This is a genomic window from Streptomyces sp. NPDC026672 (assembly GCF_040638185.1).
Classification (GTDB): domain Bacteria; phylum Actinomycetota; class Actinomycetes; order Streptomycetales; family Streptomycetaceae; genus Streptomyces.
Window position 1 is genome coordinate 52,534 of record NZ_JBEZXS010000044.1, and the last position, 24,142, is coordinate 76,675.

The 24,142-nt window shown below is 72.8% G+C and carries 16 protein-coding genes and 3 pseudogenes; 9 read left to right on the forward strand and 10 right to left on the reverse strand.

Translation table 11 applies throughout. The features are described from left to right. Positions 1 to 144: 144 nt before the first annotated feature. From AB0F77_RS35250 to AB0F77_RS35275, 6 genes are all read left to right on the forward strand, one after another. The gene (locus tag AB0F77_RS35250) at positions 145 to 1,914 is read left to right on the forward strand and encodes a thiamine pyrophosphate-binding protein (protein WP_361956187.1); all 1,770 of its coding nucleotides are present in this window, start codon (positions 145 to 147) and stop codon (positions 1,912 to 1,914) included. Further along, positions 1,886 to 2,539, forward strand: a complete 654-nt coding sequence (locus AB0F77_RS35255) for an SRPBCC family protein (protein ID WP_361956190.1) — start codon at positions 1,886 to 1,888, stop codon at positions 2,537 to 2,539. Before AB0F77_RS35250 ends, AB0F77_RS35255 begins: the two co-directional genes overlap by 29 nt. After that, the gene (locus AB0F77_RS35260; protein WP_361956193.1) at positions 2,536 to 3,534 is read left to right on the forward strand and encodes a 3-oxoacyl-[acyl-carrier-protein] synthase III C-terminal domain-containing protein; all 999 of its coding nucleotides are present in this window, start codon (positions 2,536 to 2,538) and stop codon (positions 3,532 to 3,534) included. The genes AB0F77_RS35255 and AB0F77_RS35260 overlap by 4 nt, the downstream gene beginning before the upstream one ends. Before the next feature lie 47 nt (positions 3,535 to 3,581). Beyond that, on the forward strand, positions 3,582 to 4,883 hold the full coding sequence (locus tag AB0F77_RS35265) for an aspartate aminotransferase family protein (RefSeq protein ID WP_361956196.1): 1,302 nt from the start codon (positions 3,582 to 3,584) through the stop codon (positions 4,881 to 4,883). A 297-nt stretch (positions 4,884 to 5,180) separates the two neighbouring features. After that, entirely contained in the window at positions 5,181 to 9,404 is a 4,224-nt protein-coding gene (locus AB0F77_RS35270) for an SDR family NAD(P)-dependent oxidoreductase (RefSeq protein WP_361956199.1), read from the forward strand. A 310-nt stretch (positions 9,405 to 9,714) separates the two neighbouring features. Further along, positions 9,715 to 10,905, forward strand: coding sequence for an AMP-binding protein (locus AB0F77_RS35275; RefSeq protein ID WP_361956202.1), 1,191 nt, complete (start codon positions 9,715 to 9,717; stop codon positions 10,903 to 10,905). A 131-nt stretch (positions 10,906 to 11,036) separates the two neighbouring features. Here the strand turns inward: AB0F77_RS35275 and AB0F77_RS35280 are convergent, their stop codons facing one another. Continuing rightward, positions 11,037 to 12,083 (reverse strand): ketoacyl-ACP synthase III family protein, encoded by a 1,047-nt coding sequence (locus AB0F77_RS35280; protein ID WP_361956205.1) that lies wholly within the window; start codon positions 12,081 to 12,083, stop codon positions 11,037 to 11,039. 338 nt (positions 12,084 to 12,421) lie between these two features. Here AB0F77_RS35280 and AB0F77_RS35285 point away from each other — a divergent pair, with 338 nt between their 5' ends. Together AB0F77_RS35285 and AB0F77_RS35290 are read left to right on the forward strand one after the other, a co-directional pair. Further along, positions 12,422 to 13,675: an activator-dependent family glycosyltransferase gene (locus tag AB0F77_RS35285; protein WP_361956208.1), complete on the forward strand. Its 1,254-nt coding sequence runs from the start codon at positions 12,422 to 12,424 to the stop codon at positions 13,673 to 13,675. Positions 13,676 to 13,883: 208 nt separating this feature from the next. After that, positions 13,884 to 15,404: a glycosyltransferase family 39 protein gene (locus AB0F77_RS35290; RefSeq protein ID WP_361956211.1), complete on the forward strand. Its 1,521-nt coding sequence runs from the start codon at positions 13,884 to 13,886 to the stop codon at positions 15,402 to 15,404. A 70-nt stretch (positions 15,405 to 15,474) separates the two neighbouring features. Here the strand turns inward: AB0F77_RS35290 and AB0F77_RS35295 are convergent. Beyond that, positions 15,475 to 15,645, reverse strand: a pseudogene (locus AB0F77_RS35295) (LysR family transcriptional regulator); the annotation flags it as partial. Between the two features lie 2 nt (positions 15,646 to 15,647). Here AB0F77_RS35295 and AB0F77_RS35300 point away from each other — a divergent pair. Then, positions 15,648 to 16,047: pseudogene (locus AB0F77_RS35300) on the forward strand (class II fructose-bisphosphate aldolase); the annotation flags it as partial. 19 nt (positions 16,048 to 16,066) lie between these two features. Here AB0F77_RS35300 and AB0F77_RS35305 read toward each other — a convergent pair. The 8 genes and pseudogenes from AB0F77_RS35305 to AB0F77_RS35340 form a co-directional block, all read right to left on the reverse strand. Beyond that, positions 16,067 to 18,535, reverse strand: a complete 2,469-nt coding sequence (locus AB0F77_RS35305; RefSeq protein WP_361956238.1) for an AMP-binding protein — start codon at positions 18,533 to 18,535, stop codon at positions 16,067 to 16,069. A gap of 29 nt (positions 18,536 to 18,564) precedes the next feature. After that, positions 18,565 to 19,431 carry an ABC transporter permease gene (locus tag AB0F77_RS35310; protein WP_361956214.1) on the reverse strand — a complete coding sequence of 289 codons (867 nt, stop codon included), beginning with the start codon at positions 19,429 to 19,431 and terminating at the stop codon, positions 18,565 to 18,567. After that, positions 19,431 to 20,423: an ATP-binding cassette domain-containing protein gene (locus AB0F77_RS35315; protein ID WP_361956217.1), complete on the reverse strand. Its 993-nt coding sequence runs from the start codon at positions 20,421 to 20,423 to the stop codon at positions 19,431 to 19,433. The genes AB0F77_RS35310 and AB0F77_RS35315 overlap by 1 nt, the downstream gene beginning before the upstream one ends. A gap of 36 nt (positions 20,424 to 20,459) precedes the next feature. Continuing rightward, complete coding sequence (gene mqnC / locus AB0F77_RS35320; RefSeq protein WP_361956220.1) at positions 20,460 to 21,665, reverse strand: cyclic dehypoxanthinyl futalosine synthase; 1,206 nt, start codon at positions 21,663 to 21,665, stop codon at positions 20,460 to 20,462. Between the two features lie 49 nt (positions 21,666 to 21,714). Then, a complete protein-coding gene (locus AB0F77_RS35325) occupies positions 21,715 to 22,614 on the reverse strand; it encodes a menaquinone biosynthesis protein (RefSeq protein WP_361956223.1) in 900 nt (299 codons plus the stop codon). A 154-nt stretch (positions 22,615 to 22,768) separates the two neighbouring features. Beyond that, a complete protein-coding gene (locus tag AB0F77_RS35330) occupies positions 22,769 to 23,533 on the reverse strand; it encodes an alpha/beta fold hydrolase (protein WP_361956226.1) in 765 nt (254 codons plus the stop codon). Between the two features lie 87 nt (positions 23,534 to 23,620). Continuing rightward, the gene (locus AB0F77_RS35335) at positions 23,621 to 23,923 is read right to left on the reverse strand and encodes a ferredoxin (protein WP_361956229.1); all 303 of its coding nucleotides are present in this window, start codon (positions 23,921 to 23,923) and stop codon (positions 23,621 to 23,623) included. Positions 23,924 to 24,022: 99 nt separating this feature from the next. Then, positions 24,023 to 24,142 (reverse strand): annotated as a pseudogene (locus tag AB0F77_RS35340) (aminofutalosine synthase MqnE); the annotation flags it as partial.

Sequence of the window (24,142 nt, forward strand, 5' to 3'; positions counted from 1 at the left end):
CCCCGCCCGATCGCCTCTGTCACGGGAACAGCCACGGGACCGCTCGCGCGGTCGCCCGCAGAAACACCTGCCGGAACACCGTAGAGACAGCAAGAGACGCATACGGGGAGCTCGTCGAGCCCCTAGGAGACCTAGGAGACGAAGATGCCCCCTGGCCGCCCGCGCCCGCACATGCGTCCCCGTGTCGCCGACTACCTCATCTCCTCCCTGGCCGCGCGGGGAGCCGACCATGTGTTCGGGGTGGGGGGCGCGAACATCGAGGACCTCTACGACGCCGCCCACTTGTCGGACGGAGCCGTCCGGGCGGTCGTCGCCAAGCACGAGTTCTCCGCCGCCACCATGGCCGAGGGGTACCACCGCACGTCCGGCAGGCCCGGCGTCGTCATGGCGACCTCGGGGGCCGGCGCGATGAACCTGGTCCCGGGCCTCGCGGAGGCGTACGCCGCACGCGTCCCCATGCTCGCCCTGATCGGCCAGCCGCCCCGCCCGCTGGAGGGCCGCGGGGCCTTCCAGGACTCCAGCGGCCGGGCGGGCGCCTTCGACGCGGTCCGCCTCTTCACCCCCATCTCGCGCTTCTGCGCCCGCGTCGACGATCCGGGCGACACCGCCGCGCTGCTCGCCGAGGCGGTCGCCGCCACCCGCGGACCGCACCGCGGGCCGGCCGTCCTGCTGCTGCCCAAGGACGTCCAGCAGGCGCCGGCGGACGGACTCCCGCCCCTCGACGGCCTGCTGCCCCCGGTCGGGGAGGCCCCTGCGGCCGAGCACCGGGCGGCCGCCGCGGGGCTGCTGGCCGAGGCCGTCACCGGCGGGGCCGACGTCCTGCTGATCGCCGGGGACGGCGTCGGACGCGCGGACCTGCGCGCGGAGGTCGCCGCACTCGCCCGGCTGCTGGGCGCGTCGGTGGCCGTGACACCGGAGGCCAAGGACGCCTTCGACAACCGTGACCCGCGCTTCGTGGGCGTGACCGGCGCGATCGGGCACCCGTCGGTGGAACGCCACCTGGAGAAGGCCGCCGTCTGCGTGCTCGTGGGCACCCGGCTGCCGGTGATGGCCCGGACCGGTCTCGAACCGGCTCTCCAGGACACGCCGTTGGTCTGCTACGACCCCGAACCGCCCTTCGCCGAACCGCACCGGGACGGTGTACCGGTCGTCCACGTCGGCGGCGACCTGCGCACCGAACTGAGGGCCCTCGCCGACCTGCTCGGCGCGCTGCCACTGCCCCCGTCCGGGCGCGAACTGCCGGGCGGCGGCCCGGAGTACCTGGCGGCGCCGCGCCCCGCCACCCCCGGTGTGCGGCTCACCGACGCCGTCCGGGCCATCGAGTCCGCGCTCCCCGACGACGCCACGGTGGTGTCCGACGCCGGCAACTCCAGCTCGGCGGTCATCCACCACCTGACCGTGCCCCGGCACGGCGCCTTCATCCTCGCCCTGGGCATGGGCGGCATGGGGCACAGCTTCGGCGCCGGCATCGGGGCGGCGTTCGCCACCGGGCGGCGCACCTACGTGGTCTCCGGCGACGGCGGCTTCTACGCGCACGGCATGGAGGTGCACACCGCCGTCGAGCACGACGTGCCGGTCACCTTCGTCGTCTTCAACAACAACGCCCACGGGATGTGCGTCACCCGGGAGCGGCTGCTGCTGGACGCCGACTACTCGTACAACACGTTCAAGCCCGCCGACATCGCGGCCGGTGCGCGGGCCATGTTCCCCTCGCTCCCGGCCGTCACGGCGACCACGGCGGACGAACTGCGCCGTGCCCTGCTCACGACGAACGACGGCTCCGGCCCGGCCCTGGTGTGCGTGGAGTCCGATCCGGACGAGATGCCCCCGTTCGTACCGTTCCTCCGTCTGATCGACGACCAGCCCACCTCCGCAGGAGCACAACATGACGACCGCGCCACACCAGTTGGCTGACATCCCCGGCCTCATCCGGTGCGAGACGAACAGCGTGGACGAACTCCTCGCGCAGGCCACCGCCCGCACCAAGGCGGAGTACCCGCACGACGAGGTGTACGGGGACTACTGCACGATCCAGGAGTACGTCGACTGTCCGCCCGAGGACGTCTTCGACTACCTCTGTGACATCAACAGCCTGGACGAGTACTCGGTCAGCACGCGGGCGTTCGAGCCGACCGGCACCGAGGGGCTCTACGTCGGCTGGGACACCCTGGCCGAGAACACCCGGATCTACATGCGGCTCAAGCCCAACCGCGAGGCGCTGACGCTCGACTACCACTGCGCCTGGGACCAGGGCGACGAGCTCTGGATGATCTACCTGTTCCGGATCGTGCCGGCCGAGCAGGTGCTGGGCAGGCGGGGTTCGGTGATCCTGTGGACCAACTGCCACCACCCCAACTACGACAAGAACCCGTACCCCGAGCTGGCCCCGGACCCGGAGCGGATCTGGGTGGGGGACCTGTGGCCGCTGTTCTACGCCGGGCACCGCATCGAACTGGACAACCTCAAGCGGATCCTCGAGTACCGCAGCAGCCGGGGCCTCCCGGTCGCGGTCGCGGCGGCGCCGGAGGCGGGCGAATGATCCCGGTCAGCCTGGTCGACGTGGGCAGCTACCTGCCCGAGCGCAGTGTCGGCACCAACTTCTACACCGGTGAGGACGCCCAGGACACCGACGGTGCGATGTTCGGCCCGCCGGCCGCCCGCCGGCACGCCGCGCCGGACGAGAACGCGACCGACATGGCCGTCGCGGCGGCCCTGCCGGTGCTGGAGCGCCGGAGGGCGCTGGGCGACGGCCGGGTGGACGTCGTCCTGACGAACGTGGCGCTCCCGGACCGGGCGTTCACCGGGGCGGGCGCCGACATCGTGGCCCGGCTCGGGCTGGACCCCGTACCCGAGTGGATCATCGACGTGCACAACAGCGGCTGTGCCGCCTTCGTGCACCTGATGAAGATCGGCCGCGGGCTCATCGCCTCGGGCCAGGCCCGCACCGCCCTGATCTGCTGCGTCCAGAACATGGCCGGGCAGCTCTTCGCCCGGCCGGAGGTCAGGGGCCGCAAGCACGCCCCGGTGCCCGGGGACGGCTGCGGCGTCGGCTTCCTGACGGCGGGCGACGAGTCCCCGATCCTCGACGTGGTGACGCACCACGGCGTCGAGTACGCCAACGACATGACCCTCGAGGTGGGCACCCGCAAGTACTGGGAGCCCGGCGAGGGGGAGATCGACATCGGCTTCACCGACAGCAAGGTCAAGCAGATCGTCGAGCGGGGCAACCACATCGTGCCCCAGGTGACCCGGGAGCTGTGCGCACGCATCGGCACCCCCACCACCGACATCGACCTGCTGGTCACCAACCAGCCGAACCGGATGTTCCTGCGCAACTGGCGGGAGGACCTGGGCGTCAAGCCCGAACGCCACCCGGACACCTTCGACCGGTACGGCAACCTCTTCGGCGCGGGCATACCGGTGACGCTCGCCCAGGCCCGCGACGAGGGACGGATCGCCAAGGGCGACCTCGTCGTGCTGTCCGGTTTCGCGCACGCCGGTGACTTCGCCGCGGCGACCGCCGTGCGCTGGTGACCCGTGCCCCCCGCCGTCCGCCCCGTTCCCGACCTGGAGTCGCGCCGATGACCGACACCGCACCGCAGACCCGTACCGGCGAAGAGCTGGCCGAGCTCGACCGCCGTCACCTGTTGCACCCCTGGACCCCGCAGGGCATCGGCGACCGGCTGATGCTGGTCGAGGGCCGGGGCTGCGAGGTCACCGACTCGTTCGGGCGGACGTACCTGGACGGCCGCAGCGGCCAGTTCAACGCGACGCTCGGCTACGGCCACCCCCGGGTGCTGGCCGCGATCGAGGAGCAGGCCGGCAAGCTGATGACGTACGCCCTGTTGGGGTCGTCGAACGAGGCCGCCGTGCTGCTCGCGGCCCGGCTGGCCGAACTGCTGGGCGGGACGCTGGAGCGCACCCTGTTCTGCAACTCCGGTTCGGAGGCCTCCGAGGCTGCCATCCGGATCGTGCGGATGTACCATGCGCTGCGCGGTGAGACGCAGCGGACCACGGTGATCTCGCTCGCCGACGGCTACCACGGCACCACCGTCGCGGCCGCCGCGATGTCGGCCACGCCGCTCGCCTGGTCGGGCTGCGGGCCGCTGCCCGGCGGGTTCGTGCAGATCCCCACGCCCGGGTCCGCGGGTGACGGCCGGCCCGGTGCGGAGGCGCTGGAGGAGGCCATTCTCGCGCAGGGCGCGGAGAACGTCGCCGCGTTCTTCGTGGAACCCGTTCTCGGGGTGGGCGGCATCCGCCCGCTGCCGCCGGGCTATCTGCGCGCCGTCCGGGAGGTCTGCGACCGGCACGGGGTCCTGCTGGTCATCGACGAGGTGACCACCGGTCTGGGCCGTACCGGGGCGTGGTTCGCGCACCAGCGCGAGGGCATCCGGCCGGACGTGATCACCACGGGCAAGGGGCTGGCGGCCGGGTACGTGCCGTTCGCCGCCGTGACCATGACGACGGCCGTCGCCGACGTGTTCGCCGGCGACCCGATGCTCGGCGGTCTGCGGCACGGGCACACGACCAGCGGGCACGCCCTCGGTGCCACCGTCGCGCTGACCGTGCTGCGCACCATCGAGGAGGAGGGGCTGATCGAGCACGCCGCCGCCATGGGCGAACGCCTGTGCGGGCAGCTGACGGACCGTCTCAAGGGCCTGGACGGGGTCAGCGACGTGCGCGGCGTCGGTCTGCTCGCAGGCGTCGAGTTCGACTCCTTCGCCCGTGCCGCGCAGGTGTCCCAGGCGTGTCTCGCCGCCGGGGTCGTCGTGCGCAGCGAGGGCCCGGTGCTCGCCGTGGCCCCGCCGCTGATCGTGAGCGCGGACCAGGTGGACCGGATCGTCGACACGCTGTACGAGGCGACGGTGGCCGCGACCGGCTGATCCCCGCGCCCCGCCCGGACGCCGGTGCCCCCTGTGTCGGGGGAGCACCGGCGTTTCCGTGTCCTGCCCGGCTCCGGCACGTGGTCGTCGGGGCTTCGACGGGGCTCCGGTGCGGCCGCGGGCGGCGGGGCCCGGGGCGGCCGGGTCTAGAAAAAGACCTAACGTCCCCGTCGACATACTGACCCGAGGGTGGCGGGAGAGCCGTGCCGCCGCGGGTGCCCAGGGCGCCGGGGTGATACCGGCCCGGATCACCGGCGTCCGCGCACGTCATGCCGATGTGATTGGAAGTCCAGAACCGTGACCGTAGAGCCGTCTCCCGAACCGACCCGGCCACTGCACCAGATCCTCTCGGACCACGCCCGGCACCGCACGGACGAGCCGGCCTTCCAGGACTCCCGGCGCTCCGTCACCTACGGCGCCCTCGAACGGCGGACCCGGTTCCTGGCCGGGCACCTGGCCGCGCTCGGCGTCGACCGCGGCGACCGGGTCCTGCTGCGTATGGACAACCGGGTCGAGATGGTCGAGGGCTACCTCGCCGTCACCCGCGCGGGCGCCGTCGGTGTGCCGGTCGACCGGCGCTCCTCCGACGCGGAACTGGCCCACCACCTGACGGACAGCGGTGCCCGTCTGGTGATCAGCAGCGCGGCCCAGGTGCCGCAGGTGGTGCGGACGGCGGAGGCCGCCGGCCTGGAGTGCGGTGTCATCGCCGTGGGGGCCACGGAACCCGTCGCGCAAGCCGCCGACTTCGAGCACCTCGCCGTCACGCCGCCGCCCGTCGGCGCACGGGACGACCTAGGGCTCGACGAGCCGGCCTGGATCCTCTACACCTCCGGGACCACCGGACGTCCCAAGGGCGTGGTGTCGACCCAGCGCAGGTCGCTGTGGGCGACGTCCGCGTGCACCGCGCCGATCCTCGGGCTGTCCCCGGACGACCGCATGGTGTGGCCGATGCCGCTGTACCACGCCGTCTCGCACAACATCGGCGTCCTCGCCACGCTGAGCGTGGGCTCCTTCGCCCACATCCTGGAGGGGGCGGACCCGGACGACATCGCGGACGCCGTCCGCAGCGAACGCGCGACCTTCCTCGTCAGCGCTCCCACCACCTACCACCGCATGGTGGACATGGTGCGCGAGCAGGGGATCGCACTGCCGAGCATGCGGGTGTGCATGGCGGCCGGCTCCGCCTGCCCGCCCGCCCTGCACGAGGCGTTCGAGGCCACCTTCGGCATCCGGCTGCTGGACAGCTACGGCAGCAGCGAGACGGGCGGGGCCATCACCACGCAGGCGCCCACCGGACCGCGGGTCCTGGGGTCCTGCGGCCACCCGCTCCCCGGCCTGGCCCTGCGGCTGGCGAACCCGCGGACCGGCGAGGAGGTGCCGGCCGGGGACGAGGGCGAGATCTGGGTGGACAGTCCCGGCACCATGCTCGGCTACCACAACGACCCCGAGGCGACCGGATCGGTCCTCGTGGACGGCTGGTACCGCACGGGCGACCTCGGCCGGCAGGACGCCTCCGGCCAGCTCACCATCACCGGCCGGGTCAAGGAACTCATCATCCGCGGCGGCGAGAACATCCACCCCGGCGAGGTGGAGCGGGTGCTCGCCCGGGTGCCCGGCGTGGCCGAGGCCGCGGTGGCGGGCAGGCCCCACGCGGTGCTCGGCGAGGTGCCGGTCGCCTATCTGGTGCCGGGGCCGGAGGGTGCGGACGGCATCGACCCGCAGCAGCTCCTGGAGGTCTGCCGCCGGGAACTCTCGTACTTCAAGGTGCCGGAGGAGTTCCACGCGGTCGAGTCCGTCCCGCGCACGTCGACCGGGAAGATCGCCCGCCGGCTGCTGGCCGACCTGCCCGGCACGCTGCTCGCCGTCAACCCGTCGGCTCAGGCCGCCGCCGAGCCGGCCGACGCTCTCGCCACGCCGGGCGGTCCGGGCGCGTCGGGGCTGGGCGTCGTCGCCGTCGCGCACGGGCTGCTGGGTTCGGCCGTCGAGGTGCCGGGCACCGGGACCGTGGTGTTCACCGGCCGGGTCTCCGCCGACACCCACCCCTGGCTGACGGACGAACTGCCCGGCGGTACGGAGCGCGAACTCGGCTGGCTGGCCGCGGAGTTGGCGCTGGCGGCGGGCGAGGAGCTCGGCTCGGGCCGGCTGCGCTCCCTCACCACCGAGGCGCCGTTCGTCCCCTCGCCCGCCGAGGGCGCACAGCTGCGGGTGACCGTCGGTGCCGGCGAGGAGACCGGCGTCCGCACGGTGTCCGTGCACTCCCGGCGCGGGGACGAGGTCCTGGGCCTGCCCTGGACCTGCCACGCGACCGGCGAGCTGGTCGCGGCGGCGGAGCTGCCGGACTGGGACCTGGAGGCCTGGCCGCCCGCGGACGCCGTCCCGGTCCCCGAGGCCGAGTGGCAGGGTGAGCGAACGGCCCCGGCCTCCGTCGTACGGGGCGTGTGGCGCCACGGTGCCGAGGTGTTCGCGGAGGTCGCCCTGCCGGACGCGCAGGCCGACGACGCGCTCCGGTACGGGCTCCACCCCGTCCTCGCCGAGGCCCTGCTCGGTGTCACGGGGTCGCAGGGCGTGCTGCCCGGCACGGCCGCGTCCTGGCGGGTGCGCGACTGGCAGGGGGTGTCGCTGCACGCGTTCGGCGCCTGCGTGCTGCGGGCGCGGGTCGTCCCTGGACCGGACGGCGACGGCACGGTGTCGTGGGCGGCCGCCGACGCCACGGGTACTCCCGTCCTCTCGGCCCCGGCGCTGCGGTTCGAGCCGGCGGCGCGCGGCGTGCTCAGGTCGGCCGCCGTGGCGCAGCAGGACAGCCTGTTCGGCATCGAGTGGAGCGACGTCGACACCCGGTCGGCGGCCGCGGACTCCGACACCACGTGGGCCTTGCTGGGAGACGACGTCGCGCGGACGCGGTCCTCGCTGATGTCGGCCGGACGCTACACGGAGGTGTACGCGGACCTGGCGGAACTGACGGCCGCCGTGGAGGGGGGCCACCGGGTTCCGGACGTCGTGGTCGTCCCGTTCCCCGGGAGCGGCGCGGAGCCGTCCGGGCAGGACCTCACGGACGCGGTCCACGCCACGACGGTCCGTGCGCTGGAGACGGCACGCGCGTGGGTGACCACGCCCGCGTACGAGGGGTCCCGGCTGGTGTTCCTCACCCAGCGGGCCGTCCCGGGGGCCGACGGGCCGGGCGGCACGGCGCCGCTCGACCTCAGGGCCGCGGGGGTGTGGGGTCTGATCCGCAGCGCGCAGTCGGAGTACCCGGGCTGCTTCACGCTCGTGGACACGGACGGGGCCAAGCCCACCTGGCGCACGCTGAACCGGGTGGCGGCCCTGGCGGAGCCGCAGTGGGCGCTGCGCGGGCGCACCGCGCGCGTCCCGCGGCTGGTCCGTGTCGCGCCGGCGGCCGAGTTGCCCGTGCTGGACGCCGGTCCGGACCGCACGGTGCTGGTCACCGGCGGTACGGGCGCGCCGGGTTCCGCGCTCGCCCGTCATCTGGTGGCCGAACACGGTGTGCGGGACCTGCTGCTGACGAGCCGTCAGGGGCAGGACGCCCCGGGAGCGGCCGCGTTGGAGGCCGAGCTCGCCGCACTGGGGGCCCGGGTCCGGATCGCGGCGTGCGACGTGACGGACCTCAAGGCGCTGACCGCGCTGCTCGCGGGTGAGCGGATCGGCGCCGTCGTCCACGCCGCCGGCACGACGGACGACGGCATCCTCCCGTCCCTGACCGCGGAGCGGCTGAGCGGGGTGCTGCGCCCCAAGGTGGACGCGGCCGTGAACCTGTACGAGGCGGTCCGGGAGGCGGGGGTGGGGCAGTTCGTGCTGTACTCGTCGCTCGCGGGTGTCCTGGGCACTCCGGCGCAGGCCAACCACGCGGCGGCGGGCACCTTCCTGGACGCCTTCGCGCACCACCTCGCGTCCCGGGGCGTCCCGGCGACGTCGATCGCGTGGGGTCCGTGGGCCGCGGCAGGCAACCCGTCGGGGGGGACGGCGACGGACCGGCGGCCACGGACGCCGGGCAGGACGCGGCCGCTCGCCCCGGAGCAAAGCCCGGGGCTCTTCGACGCGGCGTGGGCGGCGGACCGCAGCCTGCTGGTCGCGGGGCGGCTGGACCTCGCCGGGCTGAACGACGACGCGCGGGCCGGCTCCGTGCCCGCCGTGCTGCGCGCGCTCGTGTCCGCTCCCGCGCGCCGCACCGCGCGGAACACCCCGGCGCAGAAGCACGACCTGCGGCACCGGCTGGCGGCGATGAGCCGGCCCGAGCGGGAGACGGCCGTCGTCGACCTGGTGTGCGAGAAGGCGGGCGGTGTGCTCGGTCGCACGACACCAGGGGGTGTGCCGGCGGACGCCCTGCTGAAGGACCTCGGGTTCGACTCGCTCACCGGACTGCACCTGCGTACGGCGCTCGCGGAGGCGACGGGGCTCCGGCTGTCGGCGGGGCTGGTGTTCGACTTCGACACCCCGGTGGACATGGCCCGGTACCTGATCGGGCAGCTGCTGGACTCGGGTCCGGCGGAGGCCGACGCGGAGTAATTACCGTCGGACCGGGGGCGATTCCCGCGTTTCGGCTCCGGTATTTCCTTCTCACTCTTTCGTCCCCGGCATCCGTGCCGGGGACGAAATGCGTTTCAGGACCGCATTCACCGTACACACGTTCCTCGGGTGCACCTTCCCTTGGCTCATGTCCTTTACCATACGTCCGCCCATTCCCTACCGGCCGAGCTCGAATTCTGGCACCTGCCCGGGGCTTCGACCGTTTTCCCCGCTCCGGGTCCGGGCCGGTATCCAATGAGTGCATGGGTGACCAGAACAGGGTGCCCGATGTCCTCACCGATGGAGAGTCATGCCCAGATCTCTGGCAGTAGACATCATGGAGCGCGCGCAGCGCACTCCGGACGCCCCGGCGCTGCTGTGCGGGAACGACGGCGGACAGGCGGTGAGCTACGCCGGGCTGGCCGCGGCGGCGGACCGGATCGGCGCGGAGCTGGCCGCCCGGTACCCCGACCCCCGCAGACCCCTCGCGCTCCAGGCAGCCCGGTCGGTCACGGCCCTCGCCGCGGTGCTGGCGTGCCTGCGGGACGGCCGGCCGTTGCTGGCGGCCCCCGCGGACCTGGCCCCGGCCACGCTGACCGAGCTGGCCGATCGCAGTGGCTGCCAGGGCGTCCTCGGTGTGGCCGGCGACGAGCTGACGCACCGTCACGTCGGTGCGGGACGGCGCGCGGTGCCGGCGCTGCCGCCGGGCACGGCCTTACTGCTGACGGCCCCCGGCGGGGACGAACTTCCCGAGGTCGTCCCGCTCGGGGCCGGGGGCATCGACGCCTTCACCTCCTGGGTGCGCGTCACGTTCGCGATCGGCGCCGGGACCCGGGTGCTCGGCTTCGCGCCCCTCGACGCCTGCCCGTCGCTGCTGGAGACCTGGGCGACGCTGCGCCACGGCGGCACCGTGATACCGGTGGACCACGACCGGACCGGCGATCCGGAGTACCTGCCCGGGCTGCTGGAGGCGACCCGGCCGCACGTGGTGCAGGCGGCACCGCCCTTCCTGCGGCTGCTGGCCGGGGCGGGCGACGGCGGCACGTTCCCCGGTATGCGGGAGGTGCTGCTGACGGGCGGCCAGGTGCCCGGTGCCGTACGGGCCGGGCTGCGGCGGGTCTTCCCGGTGGCGCGGCTGCACGGCGTGTACGGCTGCACCGAGACCAACAGCAGCATGATGCGCACCGTCGGCCCGCACGAGACGGCCGACCTGGACGTGCTGCCGCTGGGCGGTCCGCTGCCGGGCGCGCTCGCCGAGGTGGTGTCCGGCGGTGCGGTGCTGCAGGGCGCCGGGACCGGTGAACTCGTCGTGTCGACGCCGTTCCAGGCCGCCGGCTATCTCGGGGGGCGCGGCGGCCAGGACCGGTTCGTGGTCCGCGGCGACCGCGTCTGGTTCCGGACCGGCGACGTCGTGCGGCGCACCGAGGACGGGGAGCTGTGCCTGGTGGACGGTGCCGGCTCGCGGTCCGGGGCGCTCGGCGCGCACGTCGCCCCGGCGTAGCCCCGGCGGAGGCGCCGGCACCTGCCCCGACGCACGCACCGGCACCCGTGCCGGACGCGCGCGGCCCCGCGGCCGGTCGGCCGGCCGCGGGGCTGTGTGCCGACCGCCGGCCGGCATCGGGCGTCAGGGCGTCAGACCGTGGCCCAGTCCGGCGTCCGCGTGACGGTCACGACGGCCGCCGCGCAGATCCACCCCGGGCCGTGCGACATCAGCAGGACGTTGTCGCCCGGACCGACCTCGCCCGTACGGATCAGGTGTTCCAGGGCGATGAACGTGTCCGCTCCGCCGATGTGACCGACGCCCTTGCCGAAGTCGAACCCCGAGCGGGACAGCGGCAGCCCGAGGGGGGCCGTCACCGAGAACTCGACGACGCGGCCGTCGACGTGGGTCGTGAGGATCCTGGAGATGTCGGAGGCGTTGAGGCCGGCGTCGACGAGCGTGCGCTGCATGATCTCCAGGTCGAACCTGGTCATCCACTCCAGCGTCTCGGTGATCGACAGGTCGGTCTCGTAGAACTCCGCCGCCCGCTTCGCCATCCCCGCCATCCCGGACAGGGCGTGGTCGTCGTGGTCGTGCAGCGGGCCGTTGCCCCGGTGCCACCGCTCCAGACGGTGCTGCACCCCGGCGTTGAGCGCCCTGATCTCGGCGATGCCGGAGTCGGCGCTGAGCAGGACCGACGCGCCGCCGTCGCCCAGGATGTAGGTCTGGTTCTGGCCGTCCGCCCACCGGTTGGTGTCGGGGCCGCCGAAGTTCTCCCCCGTCGTCAGCAGCACGGACTCGGCCTCGGCGGCGCCGGTGATCTGCCCGATGGCCACTTCCAGGGCGCTGAGCATTCCGTTGCAGCCCTGGCGCAGGTAGAACGCCGGAGCCTTGGCGAGTTCCAGCTCCCGCATGATGTATCCGGGCGGATAGGAACCCTCGGGGCCCTGCTGGTTGACCGCGCTGTGCAGGTAGGCGGATATCTCGTCGGGCTGGATCTTGGAGCGGCTGAAGGCCTGGCGGGCGGCGTTCACGGCGAGATCCATGGCGGGCGTGTCACCGGCTGTATAGGCTCCGGTGAGGCCGCTGACGGAGAGCATGTCCGCCGGCATCAGCCCGTCCGCGACCGCCTGCTCGGCGTCGGCCCATTCGTGGAGATCGACACCCAGAGAGTCGATGTAGACGCCTTCAACTTTCATCAACATTCTCCTTGATAAGTGTCTCGGGACAGTTTTGTACGTGTCACGAGACAGTCGAAGGCTGCCGTTTACGACGGTCCGCTGCCCGACGGGCAAGGACAGTAACACCGGGTGCGGCGACGTCGGGCGGATCACGGACAAAGCCCCTTCCGTCACTAGGACTTCCCCTAGACAAATACCGCAGTATCCGCATGTCCGACAGGAGCGTGCGCGACGATGGCCGATGCGAGGGGCGGGGCAATCCGGTCGCGGAGAGAAATTCAATTCACCGGTCCCCGCCGGGCGAGAAAAAAGAAGCAGTGCGGTATTCGGTTCATCCAGGGCGGAGAGAAGTCCGTATGAAGGTCATGTTCACCTGCCTGCCGGAGAAATCCCACATCTATGGCATGGTGCCGCTGGCGTGGGCGCTCACGGCAGCCGGGCACGAGGTGCTGCTGCCCAACAGCCCGGGCTTCACCGACACGATCACCGGGACCGGTCTCGTCGCGGCGCCGGTCGGCCGTGACCACACGATGTACGCCCGGCTGGCCGCGGCCCGCGAGACGCAGGACAGCGAGCTGACCAACTGGAGCCGGCTGGCACGGCCCGACACGGACCTGGCGACGCTGCAGTCCTGCTACGAGCTGAGCGTCCCCTACGGCTTCGCCCTCTACAACGACCCGGTGCTGGACGACCTCGTGGCGCTGGCGCGGGACTGGCGGCCGGACGTCGTCGTCCGGGACCCGCTCGCGTACGCGGGGGCGCTGGCCGCCCGTGCGGCGGGGGCGCTCCACCTGCGCATGCTGTGGTGCGCCGACGTCTACGGCCTGGCCCGCAGCCATTACGTGGACCTCCTGTCCGAACTCCCGGAGAACGAGCGGGTCGATCCGCTGGCCGACTGGCTGAACGAACGCGGCCGGCCGTACGGGATCGTCTGCGACGAGGAGCTCGTCCAGGGCGACTACACGGTCGAGGTCCTTCCCGAGAGTCTGCGTCCGGCCAGCCCGCTGCCGCAGCTCGCGGTCCGCTACCAGCCGTACAACGGGACGTCCGTGCTGTGGGACTGGCTGCGCGAGCCGCCCAAGCGGCCGCGGGTCTGCCTGACCCTCGGCAACATGAACACCGAGGCGTACGGCGGCGACTACATCTCCATCCCCGCCGTCCTCGACGCCCTGGCCGACCTCGACATCGAGATCGTGGTCACCGTCCTGCCCCAGCAGAAGGCTCAGCTGGGTCCCGTCCCGGCCAACGCCCGTGTGGTGGACGACGTGGCCCTGCACACGCTGCTCCCCACGTGCTCGGCGGTCGTCCACCACGGCGGCTGGGGCACCTTCTGCACCGCCCTGACGCACGGCGTCCCGCAGCTCATCGCCTCCACCTACATCGCCGACCAGGAGCTCCGCGGGCGGTCGCTGGAGCGCGAGGGGGCGGGCTTCTTCGTCCACCACAGCGAACTGAGCACGGGTCAGATCCGTGAGCAGCTGCTCCGGCTGCTCGACGAGCCGGAGCACAGGGCGGCGGCGCAGCGGCTGAGCGAGGAGGTGGCCGCGATGCCGTCGGCGTACGACACCGTGGCGGTGCTGGAGAAGCTGGTCGCGGAACGAGCGCGATAGCCGCCGGATACACGCCCTGCAATACCGGCGACATCACACGCGCACGGGAGCCTAGGGATCTCCCTACAGGGCCCGCGGCTACGGTGGAGCGTTGTCGGTCCACGATCATGACGTCGTATGCCACCGCGCGGAGACGTTCTCTTCACTCCATGCTGGGGGTATCTGTATGACGCTTCTCTCCGGACAGGAAAACGACGAGAAATCGCCGGTGACGGAGCCGGATGCCCCCGCGGGCGTTCCGCCCCTCGCCCGCGGCCCGGTGTGGGGCGCCGCCGCGGCCGTCACGTTGCTGCTGTTGCTGGTCAGCAATCGTTTCGGATACTCGGGCGACGAGCTGTACTTCCTCGTCGCGGGACGCCATCTGGACTGGGGGTACGCGGATCAGCCCCCGCTCCTCCCCCTCCTGACCCATGTGATGGACGTCGTCTTCGGCGGGTCGCCGGTCGCGCTGCGGACCCTGCCGGCCCTGCTGGCCGGCGGAAGCGTGGTGCTCACCGCTCTGACGACCCGCGAGATGGGCGGGCGGCGCAACGCACAGCTCCTGGTCGCGGTCGCCTCCGGCCTGGCGCCGATCACGCTCCAGTCCGGGCACCTGTTCATCACCAACGGCGTCGACATCTTCTTCGCGATGCTCTCCTGCTGGCTGCTGGTGCGCTGGGTCAGGCTGCGCGACGACCGGCTGCTGATCGCGCTGGGCGCGGTGGTCGCCGTCGAGCTCCAGACCAAGTACCTCGCGGTCACGTTCTGGGCCGCGGTGATCGTGGCGGTGCTCGTCCTCGGACCGCGCGAGCTGCTGCGCCGGCCCAAGCTCTGGATCGGCGCGCTGATCGCGGTCGCCGTGACGCTCCCCTCGCTGATCTGGCAGGCCCAGCACGACTGGCCGCAGCTCGCCGTCACCCGGGCGATCACCGACGAGGTCGCCACGAACAACGGCGGCGGGTTCCGGATGCTGCTGACCGTGCTGGGGTCGGCGGGTCTCCTCGGGGTGCTCCTGCTGGTGCACGGGCTGGTCCGGCTGTTCGGCCTGCCGAAGCTGCGGCCGTACCGCTTCCTCGGCTGGGCGTTCGTGGGCATCGTCGTGGTGTACGCGGTCACCGGGGGGCGCGGTTACTACGCCGGCTCGTACTTCATCCTGCCTTGGGCGGCAGCCGCGGCCGACCTCCAGGACCGTCCCGCGATCAAGAAGCGGCGCTGGTGGATCGCCACTCCGCTGGTGCTGGTGTCCCTCGCCAGCATCTTCACGCTCCTGCCGGTCTATCCGCTGAGCAAGCTCGCGGACACGTCGGACCGGGTGTCCATGGAGACCGTGGGCTGGCCGGAGATGGCGGATTCCGTCTCGGACGTCTACAAGGCGATGCCGGCCGCGGACCGGAGCACCACGGTGATCCTGACCGACCGTTACGAGCAGGCCGCGGCGCTCGACCGCTACGGGCCGTCCCGGGGGCTGCCGCCCGTGTACAGCGGCAACCGCTCGTACTGGTACTTCGGGCAGCCCGCGGACACGACGCGGCACGTGGTCTTCGTCGGCGGGGACGCCGCGTACCTCGACAAGTACTTCGGCTCGGTGAGCCGGAAGGGCCGGGTGGACAACCGCCTCGGCGTGGACAACATCAACCAGGGCATGCCGATCTGGGTGTGCGACGACCCGAAGGAGCCCTGGTCGAAGCTCTGGCCGGAACTCCGCCGCGAGGCCATGATCATCGAACCGGGGGCCGACGCGGACGACTGACCCCGCCCACCTCGACGAACGCCCGGCCGGGGCACGCCCGGCCGGGCGTTCGGCTGTGTCCGGCGGTGGGTCAGAGACGGGTGGCCGTGCGGATCGGTCCGGCGAGGGCGAGGGAGCGGCTGTGCGCGGGCCAGGCGATGTGGGTGACAACGGGGGGTGCGTCGGTCAGCGGTACGGCGCCGTGTTCGGCCCACAGCCAGACGCGGGCGGACTCGGGGAAGACGGGAGCTGGTTGTCCTACCGTCAGTGATGTTCGACGGCGGGGCGCTGCCCCACGCCGGCAACCTCGCCGCCACCGCCTCGGCGGCGCGGTGGGCGCACGGGGGGGTGGACGCCCTGGCGGTCGCGGTGGGCAGCAGCCATGCCATGACCGGACGGTCGGCGGCGCTGGACCACGCGCTCATCGCACGCCTGCGGGACGCCGTCCCGGGCCTGCTGGTGCTGCACGGGTCGTCCGGGGTCCCCTGCGGAACTGCGCGCCGCGGTTCTGGTCGGCATGCGGAAGATCAACATCGGGACGGCGCTGAACGTGGCGTTGGCCCGTGCCGTGCGCGAGGTGCTGCTGCGGGATCCGTCGCCGACGGATCCGCGCCGCTGCCTCGGCCCGGGCCGGGACGCCGTGCCGGCCGTACTGACGGCCTGACCGTCACGCGCCCCGGGTCTCACGTGCCCGGAGTCATCCGCTCCACCGTCAGTACCGCGGCCCCCGTCCGGTCGGCGGCCTCGATGCCGAAGCCGCCGCCGGACCGGGGCCGCAGGTGCACGCGCAGGGCGCTCGCCCCCGACGCGTGCAGGCTCACCCCGTACCAGGAGCCCGGCCGCCACGACGGACCGGCGGACGCGGACGGGTCCCCATGCGGCACGGGCGGCAGGGGGAGCCGCAGCAGTGCGTCCAGCAGTACCGGGTGCAGGCCGAACGCGGCCGCCCGGTCCCGGGCGTCGTCGCGCAGCGCGACCTCGGCGAGGAGTTCGCCGTCCCGCCGCCACAGCGTCCGCAACTCCGGTGGTACGGTGCCGCCCGCGAGTTCCTCCGGTGCGACCGGCCGGGCGTCGGCCGGCGGCCAGACGTCCAGTTCCTTCGAGGCGGGGACGACCGGTTCGGGGGCGAGCGTGCCGGCGGCGTGCAGGGTCCACGGCCGCCCGCGCACCCCGGTGCCGTCGCCGGGGCCCTCCCGGCGGGCGTGCACGGTCACCCGCCGTACGCCGTCGGTGCCGGACGTGCCGACGCCCACCCGCAGCTGGACGCCTTCGTGGGCGGGCAGTTCCAGCGGCTCGTGAGCCGTCAGCTCCACCAGCCGTCCGCAGCCGGCGTGACGGCCCGCGTGCAGCACCAGGTCGACCAGGGCTGCGGGCGCCAGGACCGGGGTGCCGGCCAGGTCGTGCACGGGCAGCGCCGTGTCCCCGTCGGCCCGGAGCCGGCCGGAGAGCGACAGGGCGTCGTCGCCGGGCAGTTCGATCACGGCCTGGAGCAACGGGTGCGTGCTGTCGAGCAGTCCGAGGTCCAGGGCGTCCTCGTAACCCCGTACGGACCGGTCGGCCGCGCGGCTGCTGCGCCAGAGCAGGCGGCCGGCCAGGCCGGCGAGGCGTCTGCGGTAGATCTTCCCGGCGGGGTTGCGGGGGACCTCGTCGACCTCGTGGAGTTCCACGGGCAGTTTGTGGGCGGACAGTTCGGCGCGGCACGCGGTCAGCACCGCGTCCGTGTCGATGCCGCCGGGTCCGGCCACCAGGTAGGCGACCGGGACCTCGCCGAGCACCTCGTGCGGCCGGGCGGCCACGGCCGCGTCGGCGACGCCGTCGACGCGGGCGAGCACCGCCTCGATCTCCCCGGGGTGGATGTTCTCGCCGCCCCGGATGATGAGTTCGTTGCGGCGTCCGCTGATCGTGACGAACCCGGCCTCGTCCTGCCAGGCGATGTCGCCGGTGCGGTACCAGCCGTCGGCCAGGACGGCGGCGGTGGCTTCCTGCTGGCGGTGGTAGCCGTGCATCAGTGCCGGGCTGGAGACCCACACCTCGCCCTCGGCTCCGCGGGGCACCTCCTCGCCGGTGCGCGGGTCGGTCAGGCGCAGGGTCAGCCCCGGCACGGGCAGTCCGCAGGACCCCGGTACGTGGGGGCCCTCGGGCAGGTTGGTGGTGATGGCCCCGCCGGTCTCGGTGCTGCCGTAGCTGTCCACCAGCCGGATGCCGAACGCGGCGCGGAACGCCTCGTGGAGCGACACCGGGCAGGGGGCGCCCGCCACCATGCACAGCCGCAGTTCCGGCAGGTCGTCGTCGGCGCCGCCGGAGCGGGCCCGTTCCACCATCCGCCGGTACATGGCGGGCACGCCGACGAGGAAGGTGGAGCGCTCCTCGCGGGCGGTGGCCACGATGTCGTCGGCGGTCATCCGCGCGGTCGCGCCCACCGCGAGCACGCCGAGCACGCCCATGCCGTGCGTGACGGCGTGGTGGAACGGCATGGACCACAGCACCCGGTCGTCGGGCGACAGCCCCAGCAGGGGGACGGTGCAGGCGGCGGTCGCCCAGAGCGAGGAGCGCTGGGTGGAGACCACGCCCTTGGGCCGGCCGGTGGTGCCGGCGGTGTACGTGACCCAGGCGGGCTCGTCGAGGCCGAGGTCGTCGCGGGCCGGCCGGCGGATCGACCACGTCGCCGCCAGGGCCTCGAACTCCGGCAGCCCGTGGTCGTCGCCGGGGCCGGCCGGATCACCGGGTCCGGCGGCCGCGGCCCGCTCCCGTACGACGACGACCGTCACGCCCGGCCGGTCGGCCAGCACCCGGCGCACCTGGGGCAGCCGGTCCGCGCCGGTGATCATCAGGGTGGGCGCGCAGTCGTCCAGCAGGAGGGCCAGCTCCGCGTCGGTCGACTGCGGGTCCAGCGGTACGCCGACCGCGCTCGCACGGGCGACGGCGAGGTAACTCTCCACCGCTTCCACCCGGTTGGGCAGGTGGATCACGGCCCGGTCCCCGCGTTCCAGCCCGAGTTCGGCCAGGTGGCCGGCGATCCGGGCGGTGCGCAGGTGGAGTTCGGCGTACGTCACCGAACGGCAGGCGTCCCGGAAGGCGACCTGCCGCGGCCGCTGTTCGGCGTGTCCGGCGAGCAACTCGTGCAGCGGCCGGACGAGTTCGGCACGGAACATCCCAGTCACGCTCCCCGCGCTCCCCCGGGTCAGCCGGTGTACGCGCGGTAGCGGCGCACCGCCAGCGTCCGGCACACCAGGGCGATGACGATCGACCAGGTCAGGGACACGGCGATGGCGTGCTCGGCCGGCCAACCGGTCGTGGACTGCAGTCCCGGGTTGCCGAACAGGGAGCGGGCGGCCTGGACCGTGGCGGTGAGCGGGTTCCACTCCGCGATCCAGCGCAGCACGCTGGGCAGCGTCGACGGCGCGACGAACGCGTTCGACAGGAAGGTGAGCGGGAACAGCCACAGGAAGTTGCCGGTGGCGGCGGCCTCGGGGGCGCGCACCGACAGTCCGACGAGTACGCCCACCCACGACAGGGCGAAGCCCAGCAGGAGCAGCAGGGCGAAGGCGGCGGCGGCGCGCAGCAGTCCGTGGTGGGCGCGCCAGCCGATGAGCAGGCCGCAGCCGATGAGACCCGTGGTGACGGCGATGTTCTGTATGAGGTCGGAGGCCACCCGGCCGGTCATCAGCGCGCCCCGGGACATGGGCAGCGACCGGAACCGGTCGACCATGCCGCTCTTGAGGTCGTTGGCCATGGACACGCTGCTGTTGTTCGTGGACGAGAACGCGATGGTCTGCGCGAAGAGGCCGGCCATCATGTATTCGCGGTAGGTCTCCGGGCCGTCCGCGCCGGGCAGGGAGAAGGAGCCCGCGAAGAGGAACGCGAACAGCATGACGAAGATGATCGGTTGGATGAGGGTGAGGATGAACGCCTCGGGGAGGCGGATCACCCTGATGACGTTCCGGCGTGTGATCACGACCGCGTCGTGCAGCGCCTTCGCGGGGGACGCGGGACGCAGAGCATCGACGACGTCCGTGGTGTCGGACCGTACGGCCGAGGCCACGGTCATCACTCCTTCTCGTTGGACGCGCCGGTGGATACCTTCGCGCGTTCGGACCGGGCGCCGTACGACGGGTCCGTCAGGGCCAGGAAGACCTCGTCGAGGGTCGGCCGGCGCAGGCTGATGTCGCTGACCTCGATGCCGGCGTCGGCCAGGGCGCCTATGACCTCGCTCAACAGCTGCACGCCGCCTTCGACGGGCGTGGAGACCAGCAGCCGGGCGCGGTCCACGTCCGGGGTGCGGCCGCCGACGCGGGCGAGCAGTTCGGTGGTGGCGTCGATCTGCTCGGCGTGTTCGACGACGACCTCGATCTGCTGGCGCCTGGTGCGGACCTTGAGTTCCCGCGGGGTGCCCCGGGCGATGATCCGGCCGTGGTCGACGACGGCGATCATCTGGGCGAGGCGGTCGGCCTCCTCCAGGTACTGCGTGGTGAGCAGGAGGGTGGTGCCGTCGGCGACGAGCTTGTCGATCGCGTCCCACAGCAGCAGGCGGCTGGTGGGGTCGAGACCGACCGAGGGCTCGTCGAGGAACATCACCTTCGGGCGCACGACCAGGGCGCCCGCCAGGTCGAGCCGGCGCTTCATGCCGCCCGAGTAGGTGCTGGACACCCGGCCTGCGGCCTCCTGCAGGTCGAACTGGGTGAGCAGTTCCTCGGCCCGCCGCCGGGCGGCGCCCGACCGCAGGCCGTACAGCTCACCGATCATGCGCAGGTTCTCGCGTCCGGTCAGCCGTTCGTCGACGGCGGCGAACTGGCCGGAGAGGCCGATCGACCGGCGGACCAGGTCCGGGTTGCGGACCACGTCGTGGCCCGCAACCGTGGCGGTGCCCCCGTCGGGGCGCAGCAGGGTGGTGAGCACACGGACGGTGGTCGTCTTGCCCGCACCGTTGGGACCCAGCAGCCCCAGCGCGCCGCCCTCCGGGACGGTGAGGTCGACTCCGTCCAGGGCGCGGAGCTTTCCGAAGGTCTTGACGAGACCTTCGGCGTGGATGGCAGCCGGCATGGCTTCTCCGTCCTGTGTTGGCGTCCGGTGGTGCGGTCAGTTCGCCGCGAGCAGCTTCAGCTCGGGGTGGGCGGTGCCGCCCGCGATCGCGGTGGACGAGATGTGGGAGACGATCCGCTCGTCGACCGGGTCGTTGGCCGGGTCGTCGTGGACGGTCAGGTGCTCGTAGGTGGTGGCGCGCTGGGCGGGGGTGCGGCCGGCGCCCCGGATGAGGGTGATCAGCTCCATCAGGTTGGAGCGGTGCTTGGCGCCGGCGGACGAGACGACGTTCTCCTCCAGCATCACGGAGCCGAGGTCGTCGGCGCCGTAGTGCAGGGTGAGCTGGCCGATCTCCTTGCCGGTGGTGAGCCAGGAGCCCTGGATGTGCTGGATGTTGTCCAGGAACAGACGCGCGACCGCGATCATCCGCAGGTACTCGAACAACGTCGCCTGGGTGCGGCCCTTGAGGTGGTTGTTCTCGGGCTGGTACGTGTACGGGATGAACGCGCGGAAGCCACCCGTGCGGTCCTGCACGTCACGGATCATCCGCAGGTGCTCGATCCGCTCCGCGTTCGTCTCCCCCGTACCCATCAGCATCGTCGTCGTCGACTCGACACCCAGACCGTGCGCGGTCTCCATGATCTCCAGCCACCGCTCACCGCTCTCCTTCAGCGGCGCAATGGCCTTGCGGGGACGCTCCGGCAGCAGCTCCGCACCCGCACCCGCGAACGAGTCCAGACCCGCCGCATGAATACGGCCGATCGCCTCCTCCACCGACACCTTCGAGATCCGCGCCATGTGCTCGACCTCGGACGCCCCCAGCGAGTGGATGACCAGCTGCGGGAACTCCTTCTTGATGGCGCCGAAGTGCTTCTCGTAGTACTCCACGCCGTAGTCGGGGTGGTGGCCACCCTGGAACATGATCTGGGTCCCGCCCAGCTCCACGGTCTCCGCGCACCGGCGCAGAATGTCCTCCAGGTCGCGCGTCCACCCCTTGGCCGTGTCCTTGGGGGCCGCGTAGAACGCGCAGAACTTGCACGCCGTGACACACACGTTCGTGTAATTGATGTTCCGCTCGATGATGTACGTCGCGATGTGCTCAGTGCCCGCGTACCGACGCCGCCGCACCGCGTCCGCGGCCGCACCCAACGCGTGCAACGGAGCGTCACGGTAGAGGGTCAGCGCCTCTTCGGGGGTGATGCGGCCGCCCTCGGCGGCGCGGTCGAGGACGGGCTGGTACGGGGACGGTACAGGTCGGGGCATGGTGCCGGCCTTTCCGGGCTGGGGATGGTGGTCCTGGTCGTGCGGGGTGTCACTCGGCGGCGTCGTTGAGCAGGCGTACGACCACGTCGGTCGGGAAGCCCTCTTCCGCTCCGCCGACCCGGCGGGCGAACTCGCGGATGCCGGCGAGCTGCTGGGCGCCGAGCCGGAAGTCGAGTGCCTCCGTGTAGTAGCGCTCCAGCGTCGTGGCGTCGAACGCCTCCCACTGCGCGGCCTGCCTGCTCACCTCGGCGACCTCCTTGAGGGAGAGGTCGCGGGAGGCCAGCAGGGCGGCGTGCACCTGCCGCACCAGTTCGGGCTCACGGGCGAGGAAGTCGCGGCGGGCGGCGAACACGGCGAAGACGAAGGGGAGTCCGGTCCACTCCTTCCACATGCGGCCCAGGTCGTGGACCTGGAGGCCGAGCCCGGGGGCCTCGTGCAGGGCGGCGCTCAGCGCGGCGTCGCCGATGATGACGGCCGCGCGCGCGTCGGTCAGCATCGTCCGCAGGTCGGGCGGCCGGACCACGTACTCGGGCCGGACTCCGATCTTCTCCTCCAGGAGCAGCCGGGCCAGCCGTACCGAGGTGCGGCTGGTGGAGCCCAGCGCGACGGTCTCGCCGTCCAGCTGGTCCAGCGGTACCTGGCTGATGATCAGGCAGGACATGACGTCGCCGTCGCTGCCGACGGCGATGTCGGGCAGGGCGACCAGGTCGTCGGCGTGCCGCAGGAATTCGATCAGGCTGATCGGCCCGACGTCGAGGTCGCCGGCGGCCAGTGCCTCGTTGAGGCCGTCCGGGGAGTCCGCCCGCAGGTCGAGGTCGAGCAGGCTGCCGGTGCGGGCGAGCCCCCAGAACAGCGGCAGGCAGTTGAGGAACTCGATGTGCCCGACACGGGGGCGCTGCCGTTTGGCGCGCGGCACCGGCGTGGGTTCGGCGACGAGTTGTTCGGTCATCTGTGGACGCTCCGGAACGGGTCGGGGAAGGGCGGCGGGGCGGACGCGGTGCCCGCGGCGCACAGGTACGAGGGGGGAGGTGAAGGTGCGACGGGCCGGGGTGTCCGGCGCCCGCCCGGGTGTGTGCGGCCCTGCCTGGTGGCCCGTGCCGGTCCTACCTCCGGCGGGAGACCTCCGCCGTGAAGTGCTCGGTGAGGAGGGCGAGGACGTCCGCCGCCCGGTCGGTGAGGAAGAAGTGGCCGCCGGGGAAGACGCGCAGTTCGCTGCCGCCGAGGGTGTGGCCGTCCCAGTCCCGCGCCTCGTCGAGCGAGGTCTTGGGGTCGTCGTCGCCGACGAGCACGGTCACCGGGCAGCGCACGGTGTCGGTCGGGGCGGCCAGGTAGGTCTCGATGGCGGTGTAGTCGCTGCGGATCGCCGGCAGCACCATGCGCAGCAGTTCCTCGTCGTCGAGGAAGCGCGAGTCGGTGCCGCTGAGCGAGCGGATCTCGGCGACGAGCCGGTCGTCGTCGTAGGTGTGCACGCGTTCGTTGCGGGTGCGGGAGGGCGCCCGCCGTCCCGACGCGAACAGCCGCACCGGCCCGGTGCCGGAGGCTTCGAGCCGCCGGGCCACCTCGAAGGCGATGACCGCTCCCATGCTGTGCCCGAAGAACGTCAGCGGCCGGTCGTCCCGGCCCGCCAGCACCTCGGTCACCCGGTCCGCGAGTTCGGCGACCGTGGTCAGTCCGGGCTCGTTGCGCCGGTCCTGCCGGCCCGGGTACTGCACGGCGACCACGTCGACGTCCGGGCTCAGGGCATTGGCCACCGGCAGGTAGTAGCTGGCGGAGCCACCGGCGTGCGGGAAGCACACCAGCCGCCCGGGGGCCTCAGGGGCGGGGCGGAAGCTGCGGATCCACAGATCGTCCGTGGGTCGTGGGCTCATGGGGCGCGGATGTCCTTCCGGAGGGGCGGCGCACCAGGTGCGCGACCTGGTGCGCTCGGTGGAGCGGGGCGCGGTGCGGGGCGCGGGTCAGGCGCTTTCCGCGTCCGGGCCCCAGACCTCGACGTCGTCGGAGACGCGGCGCACGTGAATGCACTCGCCGGGGCACTCCTTCGCGGAGTCCGCGACGTCCTGCAGCAGCGTCAGGGGCACCCGCGTGGCGGCGCGGGGCTCCTGGAGCAGCTCGTCGTCCTCGTCTTTCACATAGGCGATGCCGTCCACGTCCAGCTCGAACACCTCGGGCGCGTACTGGGCGCAGATACCGTCACCGGTGCACAGATCATGGTCGATCCAGACCTCGAAGGCCTGCTCGGTCGTCGTCTGCTGGGACATGTCCACCTGTCTGCTGGTTCCGTCGTGAGGCCGCGCGCCGGAGCGCGCGGCGGGGAGAGAAGGCCGTGGCCGGCGAGCCACTGTGCCACAGCTCGTCGCTCACACCCGCATGGGCTGGGGTGCCTCGCGGCGGGCGGGGTCGGGTCCGTCGTACTCGCGGATGATCTCGTAACGGGTGTTGCGCTCCACCGGCTTGAACCCCGCGTCCCGGATGAGGTC

Coding starts and splice junctions, on each gene's coding strand:
- AB0F77_RS35250 (WP_361956187.1), top strand. CDS start 145: ATGCCCCCTGGCCGCCCGCGCCCGCACATGCGTCCCCGTGTCGCCGAC.
- AB0F77_RS35255 (WP_361956190.1), top strand. CDS start 1,886: ATGACGACCGCGCCACACCAGTTGGCTGACATCCCCGGCCTCATCCGG.
- AB0F77_RS35260 (WP_361956193.1), top strand. CDS start 2,536: ATGATCCCGGTCAGCCTGGTCGACGTGGGCAGCTACCTGCCCGAGCGC.
- AB0F77_RS35265 (WP_361956196.1), top strand. CDS start 3,582: ATGACCGACACCGCACCGCAGACCCGTACCGGCGAAGAGCTGGCCGAG.
- AB0F77_RS35275 (WP_361956202.1), top strand. CDS start 9,715: ATGCCCAGATCTCTGGCAGTAGACATCATGGAGCGCGCGCAGCGCACT.
- AB0F77_RS35280 (WP_361956205.1), bottom strand. CDS start 12,083: ATGAAAGTTGAAGGCGTCTACATCGACTCTCTGGGTGTCGATCTCCAC.
- AB0F77_RS35285 (WP_361956208.1), top strand. CDS start 12,422: ATGAAGGTCATGTTCACCTGCCTGCCGGAGAAATCCCACATCTATGGC.
- AB0F77_RS35305 (WP_361956238.1), bottom strand. CDS start 18,535: ATGTTCCGTGCCGAACTCGTCCGGCCGCTGCACGAGTTGCTCGCCGGA.
- AB0F77_RS35310 (WP_361956214.1), bottom strand. CDS start 19,431: ATGACCGTGGCCTCGGCCGTACGGTCCGACACCACGGACGTCGTCGAT.
- AB0F77_RS35315 (WP_361956217.1), bottom strand. CDS start 20,423: ATGCCGGCTGCCATCCACGCCGAAGGTCTCGTCAAGACCTTCGGAAAG.
- mqnC (WP_361956220.1), bottom strand. CDS start 21,665: ATGCCCCGACCTGTACCGTCCCCGTACCAGCCCGTCCTCGACCGCGCC.
- AB0F77_RS35325 (WP_361956223.1), bottom strand. CDS start 22,614: ATGACCGAACAACTCGTCGCCGAACCCACGCCGGTGCCGCGCGCCAAA.
- AB0F77_RS35330 (WP_361956226.1), bottom strand. CDS start 23,533: ATGAGCCCACGACCCACGGACGATCTGTGGATCCGCAGCTTCCGCCCC.
- AB0F77_RS35335 (WP_361956229.1), bottom strand. CDS start 23,923: ATGTCCCAGCAGACGACGACCGAGCAGGCCTTCGAGGTCTGGATCGAC.